The following is a 10,975-nucleotide window of genomic DNA, read 5'->3' on the forward strand; positions in this document are numbered from 1 at the left end:
CCCCTGACGATCCAACGCATCCGCCCGTCCCTTCCATGGGTTGCACCCGTCCACCCACCCCCCCAGTGCAGCCCCGGTGCCAGCCGTTTCAGAGCGAAAGTTCACCCTTGGTATGTGGAAGTCGCTTTCGACCCTGGGTCGGAACATGGTAAACCTGGGGAATCTACTTATTACAGCGATTCAAGAATAGTGTGGCATTGCCGGAAATTTTCAGGTAACTAGCGAGCACTCGCGAGCCGGCAGTCCGGGCGCGCGGAAGAGGGGGCTCATCGGAGGAATTCGTCGTGACCGCATCGAACGCGCCCATCCGTTGCCTGCTCTATCCGTCCCTCGGCGAGGTACGGGAGCACGTGCGCGTGGAGCTGTTCGCGCGGGCGCTGTCGGAGCGGATGGGCCGCCCGGTGGTGATGTCCATGTCGCCCACCTACGAGCACCTGGAGGCGGAGCTCGCTTCAGGCCGGGTGGAGATGGCCTGGGGCACCGCCGAGCAGTGCAACGCCTTCGAGCCGCAGGCGCGCGCGGTGCTGCGCGCGGTGCGCTCCGGCAGCTGCTACTACCACGCGGCCTTCATCTGCCGCTCGGACGAGCCGCTGACGCTGGAGACGCTGGCGGGCAAGCGCGTGGCGTGGGTGGCGCCGCGCTCCACCGGCGGGCACCTGTTGCCGGTGCGCCACCTGGAGTCGCTGGGCCTGCGCCCGGACACGCTCTTCTCCGAGCAGCGCTTCCTGGGCACCTACCGCAAGGCGCTGGACGCGGTGCTGCGCGGCGAGTCGGACCTGTGCGCGCTCTTCTGCAACCACAAGGACGCGCACGCGATGCGCGCCACGCTGACGACGTACCTGGGCGCGGACGCACCGCGGCTCACGCCGTTCCTGTTCACCATCCCCACGCTCGCCGACGGCCTCATCCTCACCAGGCGGATGCCGGAGGCGGACGCGCAGGCGCTCATCTCCGTCCTCACCCGGATGAACACCGACGGCGCGGGCCTGGAGATGCTCATGGGCCCCTTCCGGGTGGAGACCTTCGTTCGGTCTCCCGGCCTGGATGCGCCCGCGTCCGGCCCGCGTCCCACGGGGGGCGCCGAGTACGTGGCCGGAGAGCTGGACGCGGAAGGCCGGTGCCTGCGGCTGTGGTCCCCGTCCGGCCGTGCCTTCGGCCGCGACATGCGCGGCGGGGAGGGGCGCATGCTGGAGGAGGTCCTGGGCACCGCCGCGAGCAAGCCCCTCATGTCCCTGCTCCAGGCCGTCCTCCAGGGCGGCTCCGACGGCCGGCTGGAGTACCGGCTCAACGTGAACGGCGACGAGCGCGTCTACGCGGCGGAAATCACGCCCTGCGAGCCCTCGCCCGGGGACACGGGCGTGCGGCTGGGCCTGCTGGTGCGCGACGTCAGCGGCCTGCGCGCGCTGGAGGATCCGCTGTACCGGCTGGCGTCGTTCCCGCTGCTGCACCCGGAGCCGTTGCTGGAGCTGGGCATGGACGGGGAGCTGCGGTACGCGAACCCCGCCACCCACGCGGCGTTCCAGGACCTGGTGGAGATGGGCGCCGAGCACCCGCTGGTGAAGGCGGCGGTCATCTGGGCGTGGCGGGGCGCGCCCCCGGGAGAGCCCGCGCCCACGGTGCACCTGGACGGGCGCTACTGGGAGCTCACGGTCGCGCAGCTGTGGGACCCGCCGGGCCTGCGCGTGTTCGCGCGCGACGTGACGCTGCGCAAGCAGATGGAGGCGCGGCTGTTCCAGGCGGACCGGCTGTCCGCGCTGGGCTCGCTCGCGGCGGCGGTGGGCCATGAGATGAACAACCCGCTGGCCTTCGTGCTGGCGAACCTGTCGTTCATCCGCGAGGAGATGGACCGCCTGAAGCAGCCGCTGCTGGACGGCAAGGCCGTGCCGCGCGAGGACCTGACGGACATGCTGGATGCGCTGAGCGAGACGGTGGAGGGCGCCACCCGGCTCAAGCACATCGTGCAGGACCTGCGCACGCTGTCGCGCAAGCCGCCGGAGCACCGCGCCCGCGTGGCCGTGCAGCCGGTGCTGGAGAACGCGCTCAAGCTGCTGCGCGGCGAGCTGCAGCACCGCGCGCGGCTGGAGCGGGACTTCCACGACATGCCCACGGTGGACGCGGACGAGGCGCGCCTCACCCAGCTCTTCCTCAACCTGCTGCTCAACGGCCTGCATCAGATGGACACCCAGGACGCCGCGAACAACGTGCTGCGCGTGGCGGCCTACACCAGCGAGGACGGCGAGGTGGTGGTGGAGGTGCAGGACTCCGGCAAGGGCCTGTCCCAGGACGCGCTCGCGCACATCTTCGAGCCCTTCGCCACCGCGCGCCCCAACAGCACCGGCCTGGGCCTGTCCGTGAGCCACACCATCGTCACCGGCCTGGGTGGCACGCTGCGCGCGGAGAGTCGCGAGGGCCGCGGCACGCTGCTCACCGTCACGCTGCCGGCGGCGGTGCCCGTGGCGGAAGGCCTGCGCGCCTGCTAGTCGCGCTCCAGCATCACTTCCAACCGGGGCACGTAGTGGCCGCGCGTGCTCTCGAAGAGCACCAGCCGGTCCACGCGCCCCTCGCCCCATGACGCGCCCTGCAGCTCGCGCGCGCACGCCGCCAGCGCCGGGTCTCCGCGCGGTGGCCGGGCCCGGGCCAGCGTCAGGTGCGCGATGTACTCGCCGTGCTCGGACGTGAAGCCCAGCGGCTCCAGCGCGCGCGCCACGTCCGCCTGGAGCGCCTTCAGCGCGGCGGTGTCTCCGCGCACGTCCGCCCAGAGCACGCGCGGGTGGGCTGGCGGGCCGAACGCCCCTCCGCCCGCCACCGACAGCACGAACGGCGAGTGATACAGCCCCACCGGCTCCAGCGCGTCGCGCAGCTCCGGCAGGCGGCTGTCGTCCACGTCCCCCAGGAAGAGCAGCGTCAGGTGCACGCCCTCCGGCCGCACCCACTTCGCGTCCGGGGCCAGGGCGCGCAGCCGCTCGATGCCCCGCTCGGTCTCTGCGGTGAGGGCCTCTCCCAGCGTCACGGCGGTGAACAGGCGCATCGTGAAAGACCTCCTTCAGGGAACCTGGACGCTCCCCGCCGCGCGCGCCTTCTTCCGGGGCCACAGCGCGTAGAGCCATGCGGGCAGGAACACGAGGAACTCCACGCCGCTCACGTACAGGCCTCGCGCGGACAGCATGCCCGCGCCAATGGGCGCCACCGGCAGCGGACGCACCGGGGCGAAGACGCGCGCGTTGGAGAAGGGCCAGAAGAGGGCCGCGCCCAGCCCACCGTCCGTGAGCGTGTCCAGGATGCCGTGGCTGGCCACCGCCGCGAGCGTCAGCAGGCCCCAGCGCGTGGCGGACTCCCCCTTCCACCGGGCCAGCGCCGCCACCGCGAGCGCCACCCCCGCCGCGAAGACGAACGAGTGCGACGCACCGCGGTGTCCCCACGTCGCCGCGTAGGGGATGCGCAGCGCGAACGCCACCACGTCCGCGTCCGGCAGCAGGGCGAGCAGGGACAGGAACGCCATCACCGCCACCCGCCGCCGCCAGGGCGCGCCCGACCCCGTCTCGTAACGCCCCAGCGCCATGCCCACCGCTACGTGCCCGATGCTCGCCATTCGCCGGACCCTAACGCACGGGACCCCGCCTGGAGAGGGTCCCGTTCGTGGGGTAGCCTCCGTTGATACATGCGGTTCCTGCTTTCTCGCTTTCGTGTCGAGTCCACCCTGCGAAGGCGCCTGGACGAATGGCGCGCGGACGTCGGCTCCTGGCTCAATGTGACGCGCGTGGGCGCGACGGCGGCGTGGCTGGCGCTGGCCGTGCTGGATGACTGGAACGTGTCGCGCGGCGTGCTCGCGGGCTACATCGCGCTGGCCGTCCTGCTGTGGGCGTGCGCGCGCCGGGTGCCGGACCTGCTGCGGCGGCCGGCGCTGGGCGTGGCGCTGCTGGACATGCCGCTCATCTACTTCCTGCAGGAGTGGTCCATCCGGGGCTCCGCCAACGGCGTGGCCATCGCGCTGCTCACCATGGGCGTGTACCTGGTGCTGGTGGTCATCGTGTCCATGGTGACGCTGTCGCGGCTCATCGTCGCGGCGGCCACGGCGTTGGGCATCGTCGCGGTGGCCATGCTGACGCTGGGCGCGGGGCTGCCCGCGTCCCAGTTCCTGCCCGGACTGGTGCTGGTGATGGTGCTCGCGTCGTCGGTGGCCTTCTTCATCAGCCGCACGGTGATGGGGCTCGTCACGGACGTGGTGCGCGAAGAGATGCAGCGCGAACGGCTGGGCCGCTTCTTCTCCCCGGAGGTCGCGCGGCGCATCTCGGAGAAGGGCACGGATGGGGAGGCCGGCGAGCACCGCGAGGTGACGCTGCTCGTCTCCGACATCCGCGGCTTCACCACGCTGTCGGACCGGATGGACAGCCCCCAGGTGGTGGCGCTGCTCAACGAGTACCTGTCGCGCATGGTGGAGGTGGTGTTCCGCCACGGAGGCACGCTCGACAAGTTCATGGGCGACGGCATCCTCGCGTACTTCGGCGCGCCCCTGGACCAGCCCGGCCACCCGGCCGCCGCCGTGTCGTGCGCGCTGGCCATGCTGGAGGCGCTGGACACGCTCAACCAGGAGCGCGCCGCGCGGGGCGAATTCCCCTTGAGCATCGGCGTGGGCGTGCACACCGGCCGCGTGGTGGTGGGCGCGGTGGGCAGCGAACAGCGCCGCGAGTACACCGTCATCGGCGACGCGGTGAACCTGGCCAGCCGCATCGAAGGCCTGACGAAGAAGGTCGGCGCCGCGGTGCTCGTCTCCCACGCCACGCGCGAGCGCTGTCTGGACAGCTTCGACTTCGAGGCCGCCGCCCCGCTGCCCGTCGCGGGCAAGCCGGAGCCGGTGGCCACCTTCCTGCCGAAGAAGCGCGGCCTGCTCGCCGCCAGCTGACGCGCTGGAATGACAACGGGGCCGGGAGTCGCCTCCCAGCCCCGCGGGTGATGCACACGTCAGCGCGTGCTCAGTACGCCTTGGAGAACACGATGCGGCCCTGCGACGGGTTGCCGGTCATCACGCACTTGCCCGGCTCCTGCTTGAGGCTGAACGGGCGGCAGCGGGTGGTGAGGCCCGTCTCCTCCTTGATGCGCGCCTCCGTCTTCGGGTCGCCGTCCCAGTGCGCCAGCAGGAAGCCGTCCTCCGCCTTCGCCTTCATCTCCTCGTAGGAGTTGACCTCGAAGGTGTGCGAGTCGCGGAAGTCCTTGGCCTTCTGGAACAGGTCCTTCTGCATCTGGTCCAGCATCACCTGGGCCTTGGCGGCGGCCTCGTCCAGCGGCACGAACTCCTTCTGGCGCAGGTCGCGGCGCACCATCACGCAGGAGCCCTTGGCCAGGTCCTTGGGCCCCAGCTCGATGCGCAGACACGTGCCGATGAGCTCGTGCTCGTTGTACTTGAAGCCCGGGCCCTTGCTCTCGTCGTCGTCCACCACCACGCCCAGGCCCGCCTTGCGCAGGTCCGCGGCCAGCGCGTGCGACTTCTCCATCACCTGCGTCTTCTCCACGTCCGTCGCCTTGCCCACGATGGGGATGATGACCACGTGCGTGGCGGCGATCTTCGGCGGCACGATGAGGCCCGAGTCATCCGAGTGCGTGAGGATGAGCCCGCCGATGAGGCGCGTGGAGGACCCCCACGACGTCTGCCACACGTGGTGCACGCGGCCGTCGCGGCCCTGGAACGTGGTGTCGAAGGCCTTGGCGAAGTTCTGGCCCAGGTTGTGGCTGGTGCCCGCCTGGAGCGCCTTCTTGTCCTGCATCATGGCTTCGATGCTGTACGTGCGCAGCGCGCCGGCGAACTTCTCCGACTCCGACTTGCGCCCCGGCAGCACGGGCATGGCCATGTAGTCCTCCGCGAACGTGCGGTAGACCTCCAGCATCTGCAGCGTGCGCTCCTCCGCGTCCGCCTCCGTCTCATGGCAGGTGTGGCCCTCCTGCCAGAGGAACTCCGTGGTGCGCAGGAACAGGCGCGTGCGCATCTCCCAGCGCATCACGTTGGCCCACTGGTTCACCAGCAGGGGCAGGTCGCGGTAGCTCTGGATCCACTTGGAGAAGCTGCGGTTGATGATGGTCTCGGACGTGGGCCGGATGACCAGCGGCTCCTCCAGCTTCTGGCCGCCCGCGTGCGTGACGACCGCCAGCTGCGGGTTGAAGCCCTCCACGTGCTCGGCTTCCTTCTTGAGGTAGCTCTCCGGGATGAGCAGCGGGAAGTAGGCGTTCTTCACGCCCGTGTCCTTGAACATCTTGTCCATCACCCGCTGGATGTTCTCCCACAGCGCGTAGCCGTTGGGGCGGATGACCATGCAGCCCTTCACGTCCGAGTAGTCGGCGAGCTTCGCCTTCTGGACCAGGTCGACGTACCACTCGGAAAAGCCCTTCTCGCGGGGCGTGAGCTTCTCGGCCATGTGCTGGGCACCTTGCTAGGGATGGAAAGTGGGAGGCTGCGTACGATGGGATGTTCCGGAAATCAACGCCGGACACGGGCCGGACTCGTCCCCTGAACGCCGCCCATGCTTGGAAAACGACCCGCCATGCCCATGCCCCCTGACACCGCGCCCCGCCAGCTCACCGAGGACGTCCACGTGTTCGACGCCCCCTTCTCCCTCTTCGGCATCCCGGTGGGAGGCCGCATGACGGTCCTCCGCCTGCCGGACGGCGGACTGTGGGTGCACTCGCCCGTCGCCTTCACGCCGGAGCGGAGAGCCGCCGTGGCGGCCCTGGGCCCCGTGCGCTTCCTGGTGGCCCCCAATCTCTTCCACCACCTGCACCTGCCGGACTGGGCCGCGGCCTTCCCGGACGCCCGCGTGGTGGCGCCCAAGGGGCTGCGCGCGAAGCAGCCGGCGCTGCGAATCGACCTGGAGCTGGAGGACCTGCCGGATCCCGCGTGGGCCCCGGTGCTGGACCAGATGAACGTGCGCGGCATGCCCCAGCTCAACGAGTTCCTCTTCTTCCACCGCCCGTCCCGCACCGCGCTCGTCACCGACCTGGCCTTCCACTACGCGCACTCGGAGGGCTGGAAGCTGCGCGCGTACCTGTGGCTGGACGGCGTCCTGGGCCGGTTCGCCGCCCCGCGCTTCCTGCGCCTGTTCACCAAGGACCCGGAGGCCGTGCGCGCCTCGCTCCAGCGTGCGCTGGAGTGGGACGTGGAGCGCGTCGTCGTCTGCCACGGCCAGGTGCTGGAGCGCGGCGGTCAGAAGGCCCTCCACGACGCCTTCTCCCGACTGTAGGTCGCGGTACGCCCTGCCTCCGGGTCACAGGGGGGGTCGCCTGCTGCACTCCACGCCGCGCTGCGCTACAAGGGGACCTCCTCTTTTTCCTGAGTTCCCCCCAGGAGGTTCATTCCATGCGGTCCTTTCTTCGGTCCGTGGGCGCGGTCGCCGTGTGCCTTGTCGCGGGCTCCGCGTTCGCCAACTCCACCGGCATCAACGGGCGCAGCGGCAAGCAGAGCGGCCTGTCCTGCACCGCGTCCGGCTGCCACAGCGGCGGTTCGGGCACCCCCACTGTGACGCTGGAAGGGCCCACGGCGCTGACGGCGGGCCAGACGGGCCAGTATTCGCTGACCATCACCGGCGGCCCCGGCGTGAAGGCGGGCATGAACGTGGCCGTGGACGGCGCGACGCTGACCGCGGGCACGGGCACGAAGCTGATGAGCGGTGAGCTCACGCACTCGCTGCCCAAGGCCTTCGCCAATGGCTCGGCGCGCTTCGACTTCTCCCTGGTGGCCCCGGCCACCAACGGCACCTACAAGGTGTTCGCCGCCGGCAACTCCGTGAACGGCGACAACAACCAGGGCGGGGACGCGCACGCCAACGCCACGCTGGACGTCGTCGTCACCGGCGGCAGCGACCCCGTCACGCCGGATGACACGAAGGACGAGGGCGGCTGCTCGGTGGCCACCAGCGGCGCCCCCGCTGCGCTCATCGCCGTGTTCGTGGCGCTGGCCGCGCGCCGCCGCCGTCAGTCCCGCCAGGGCTGAGCCCGGGCTTCACGCCCGCCTGCCCTCCGGCCGGGCCCTGGGGGTGGGACGACAGCGCGAGGGCGGGCGGCCTACCATCGCCCCCCTTGATGCGAACGAGCCCCCTCCTTACCGCCCTGTTCGTCGCGGGATCGCTGGCCTGTGCCTCCGGTCCCGCCGTGCGTCCCACCCTGTCCTCGGGCACCACCCCCGTCGCCGCCGCCCCCAAGCGCGACCCGGGCGCCCTGCGGGTGATGACCTTCAACATCCAGTCCGGCCTCAAGGGGCTGGAGCAGGTGGCGGAGGTCATCCGCCAGGAGGGCCCGGACGTCGTCGCGCTGCAGGAGGTGGACGTGGGCTCCACGCGCGCGCACGGCCAGGACCAGGTGGAGCGGCTGTCCGCGCTCACCGGCCTGAAGTACCGCGCGCACTTCGGCACCACGCGGCTGTACGGCGGCGCGTACGGCATCGCGCTCCTGTCGCGCTATCCGCTTCAGTCCCTGGCGCAGTACCCGCTGCCCACGCCCAGTGGCGCGGAGCCGCGCACGCTGGCGCACGCCGTGCTGGACGTGGACGGGCGCGAGGTGAGCGTCTACGCCACGCACCTCATCCGCCGGCCCTTCAACGGCGCGGCGCGCGTGCGCCAGAGCGTCTTCATCTCGCAGCTGCTGGCGAAGGACACCCGGCCCCGGCTCCTGATGGGGGATTTGAACGACGACCCGGACTCGCGCCCGGTGCGCCTGTTGCGCCGCCAGCTCCAGGACGTGGCGCGCGTCACCCGCTCCGACGGGACGGGCACCTACCCGATGCCGCTGTTCCTGAAGTCCCTGCGCATCGACTACGTGATGGCGTGCGGCGCGTTCACGCCGGTGTCCACGCGCGTGCTGCACGTGGGCGTGTCCGACCACTACCCCGTGGTGGCGGACCTGCGGCTTGCTCCCGCCGAGGCTCCGGTCGCGTCTCCCATTGTGGTGGCTCCGGCCGCGCCCGCGGGCACGGCCTCGGCCGCCGCGGCGCCCTGAGGCTCAAGCCGGGGTGGGCAGGGTGAAGCGGTAGAGGACCTCCATGTCCCCCTTGCTGAAGCCCTTCATCACCTCGTGGTGGATCTCCTTGCGGCCGCTCAGGTACGCGAGGCCGCCGGCGGCGAAGCCCATCACCGCGAGTTCGAAGTAGATGTGCGGCCGGGGCACGCCGGTGATGCGCAGCTCCACGGTGTCGCCCTGCAGCTGCGCGGTCAGCTCGCCTTCCGTGAAGTAGCCCTTCCAGATGCCGGGGGTGAACAGGGCGAAGCGGCGGAAGTCGTCCTTGCCGAACATCGTCTTGAGCTGGCCCTGGCCCAGCGCGTACTCGGCGGACTTGATGCCGTATTGCCAGTAGGCCTTGGTGTCGCCGCCGTAGAAGCGCTGGGTCATGGCCTCGTTGAAGCGCAGGAAGGCGTCCGCCGGGATGCGTGAGACGGGCATGATGAGCTGCCCGAAGATGGGGTCCCGCTTCGCCTGCTCCGCGAGGAAGGCCTTCCATGCCGGTTCGCCGAAGGCCTGCACCGCCATGGTCTGCCGTGCCAGGAATGCGACGCCTTTGACATCCATCCGTATGCCTCCCACCGGCCGCTCCGGGTTCGTCTCGGACCCCGGCCGGGTCATCTTGCGCATTGTGTCTTGAGACCCACTCTCGGGCGATACGCATCGCGACAATTCACCCGGTCGTTCGTCCAACCCACACCGTGAAACCTGTTATCGCGGACACACTGCCTCGCTGAAGGTGTTCGCGGGGCCGCGGGATGTCCGGTGCAGGACTAGGTTCCCGGCGGTGCGTCCCCTTGCCCTTCTTCCCAGACCCGGACGTGCGCGCCGGGCGGTGCTCCTGTTCGCGGGCGTGCTCACGGGCGGCGTGTTCGGGCTGGCCTGGTGGGTGGACCGGTTTGGACGTCACGAACGTGTGACGGACGCGGACGTGCTGGTGGTGCTGGGCGCGCGGGTGTTGCCGGGAGGTGTGCCGTCCGGCGCGCTGGTGGCGCGCATGGAGCACGCGGTGGCGCTGTATCGCCGGGGCGTGGCGCCGTGGCTGCTGTTGTCTGGAGGCGTGGGCGCCCATCCGCCGTCCGAGGCGCGGGTGATGCTCAAGCTGGCGGTGGCGGCGGGCGTGCCCGCGTCCGCGTGCGTGCTGGAGGAGGACAGCCACTCCACGCAAGCCAACGCGCGGTTCAGCGCGCGCGTGCTGCGCGAGCGGGGGGCGCGCCGGGTGGTGGTGGTCTCCGACCCGTATCACCTGCTGCGCGCGAGGCAGTGCTTCCGGCGCGAGGGCCTGGAGGTGGCCACGAGTCCCGCCCCCATCGCCGGGCGGATGCGCGGGTGGGACCGGGCGTACTGGACGGTGCGGGAGGCGTTCGCGCTGCTCCTGCACCCGCGCCTCTTGTGGGCGCGGGCGCCGGGCGGGCGCTGAGGGCCTCAGGTCCCTGTCGCGGTGTCCGGCGTGGGCGCGGGCGCGTCCATCTTGCTGAGCACCTTCTCCAGGACGCGGAAGAGGGCCTGGCGGTCGTCAGGGTCGAGCATGCCCATCACCACGCCCATCGCGCGGTGCATGGAGCGGTCGAGCTTGGCGAAGGTCTGCTTGCCCTTGTCGGTGAGGCGGCAGCGCACGATGCGCCGGTCGGTGTCCCCGCGTTCGCGGACGAGGTGGCCTTCGCGCTCCAGGCGGTCCACGACGCCCGTGACGGTCTTTTCGGTGACGCCCAGTCGCTTGGCCAACTCGCCCATGGTGAGCGAGTCGTCCAGGCCCAGCCACAGCAGGGCATGCACCTGGGGCGGCGTGAACTGGAGCTGCTCGCAGGTGCTGGCGATGGGATCACGGAGTGAACGGCGACGGCCCAGCGAGAACATCAACTCCTGCATCCGGTCGACGTCCTTCGAGAGCGCTTCATCCTCTTTATGGATATTCCGTGACACAGAGTATTCATTAGCGGCGGGGTGCCTGCGGGTCAACTTGTAGGCTCAAGACTGCGTCCGGCGCGGGGTCGGGGGC

General features: G+C 70.8%; 11 protein-coding genes. 6 read left to right on the forward strand and 5 right to left on the reverse strand.

From position 1 onward, the window contains the following. The first annotated feature begins 284 nt into the window (after positions 1-284). Positions 285-2,480, forward strand: a complete 2,196-nt coding sequence (locus D7Y15_RS39485; RefSeq protein WP_121755788.1) for a PhnD/SsuA/transferrin family substrate-binding protein — start codon at positions 285-287, stop codon at positions 2,478-2,480. Here D7Y15_RS39485 and thpR read toward each other — a convergent pair. Then, positions 2,477-3,028, reverse strand: a complete 552-nt coding sequence (thpR, locus tag D7Y15_RS39490; RefSeq protein WP_121755789.1) for an RNA 2',3'-cyclic phosphodiesterase — start codon at positions 3,026-3,028, stop codon at positions 2,477-2,479. The two genes, D7Y15_RS39485 and thpR, sit on opposite strands and share 4 nt — an antisense overlap. A gap of 15 nt (positions 3,029-3,043) precedes the next feature. Further along, complete coding sequence (locus tag D7Y15_RS39495) at positions 3,044-3,589, reverse strand: metal-dependent hydrolase (RefSeq protein ID WP_121755790.1); 546 nt, start codon at positions 3,587-3,589, stop codon at positions 3,044-3,046. Positions 3,590-3,658: 69 nt separating this feature from the next. On the opposite strand from D7Y15_RS39495, the gene D7Y15_RS39500 reads away from it, so the two are divergent. Next, positions 3,659-4,900, forward strand: coding sequence for an adenylate/guanylate cyclase domain-containing protein (locus tag D7Y15_RS39500; protein WP_121755791.1), 1,242 nt, complete (start codon positions 3,659-3,661; stop codon positions 4,898-4,900). Positions 4,901-4,970: 70 nt separating this feature from the next. Here D7Y15_RS39500 and proS read toward each other — a convergent pair whose 3' ends face one another. Beyond that, positions 4,971-6,404: a proline--tRNA ligase gene (gene proS, locus D7Y15_RS39505; protein ID WP_120579532.1), complete on the reverse strand. Its 1,434-nt coding sequence runs from the start codon at positions 6,402-6,404 to the stop codon at positions 4,971-4,973. Between the two features lie 126 nt (positions 6,405-6,530). Here proS and D7Y15_RS39510 point away from each other — a divergent pair, with 126 nt between their 5' ends. The 3 genes from D7Y15_RS39510 (at position 6,531) to D7Y15_RS39520 (ending at position 8,976) form a co-directional block, all read left to right on the forward strand. After that, the gene (locus D7Y15_RS39510; RefSeq protein ID WP_121755792.1) at positions 6,531-7,226 is read left to right on the forward strand and encodes a DUF4336 domain-containing protein; all 696 of its coding nucleotides are present in this window, start codon (positions 6,531-6,533) and stop codon (positions 7,224-7,226) included. A gap of 116 nt (positions 7,227-7,342) precedes the next feature. Next, the gene (locus D7Y15_RS39515; protein ID WP_120579530.1) at positions 7,343-7,975 is read left to right on the forward strand and encodes an MXAN_6652 family MXYO-CTERM-anchored protein; all 633 of its coding nucleotides are present in this window, start codon (positions 7,343-7,345) and stop codon (positions 7,973-7,975) included. An 89-nt stretch (positions 7,976-8,064) separates the two neighbouring features. Then, positions 8,065-8,976 (forward strand): endonuclease/exonuclease/phosphatase family protein, encoded by a 912-nt coding sequence (locus tag D7Y15_RS39520; protein WP_121755793.1) that lies wholly within the window; start codon positions 8,065-8,067, stop codon positions 8,974-8,976. Between the two features lie 3 nt (positions 8,977-8,979). Here D7Y15_RS39520 and D7Y15_RS39525 read toward each other — a convergent pair whose 3' ends face one another. Beyond that, positions 8,980-9,543, reverse strand: coding sequence for a hypothetical protein (locus D7Y15_RS39525; protein WP_120581650.1), 564 nt, complete (start codon positions 9,541-9,543; stop codon positions 8,980-8,982). Positions 9,544-9,811: 268 nt separating this feature from the next. On the opposite strand from D7Y15_RS39525, the gene D7Y15_RS39530 reads away from it, so the two are divergent. Continuing rightward, positions 9,812-10,396, forward strand: coding sequence for a YdcF family protein (locus D7Y15_RS39530; protein WP_233597549.1), 585 nt, complete (start codon positions 9,812-9,814; stop codon positions 10,394-10,396). A gap of 5 nt (positions 10,397-10,401) precedes the next feature. Here the strand turns inward: D7Y15_RS39530 and D7Y15_RS39535 are convergent, their stop codons facing one another. Further along, a complete protein-coding gene (locus tag D7Y15_RS39535) occupies positions 10,402-10,845 on the reverse strand; it encodes a MarR family winged helix-turn-helix transcriptional regulator (protein ID WP_167548304.1) in 444 nt (147 codons plus the stop codon). Positions 10,846-10,975: the final 130 nt, after the last annotated feature.

This window comes from Corallococcus sp. AB030 (assembly GCF_003668965.1).
Taxonomy (GTDB): Bacteria; Myxococcota; Myxococcia; order Myxococcales; family Myxococcaceae; genus Corallococcus; species Corallococcus exiguus.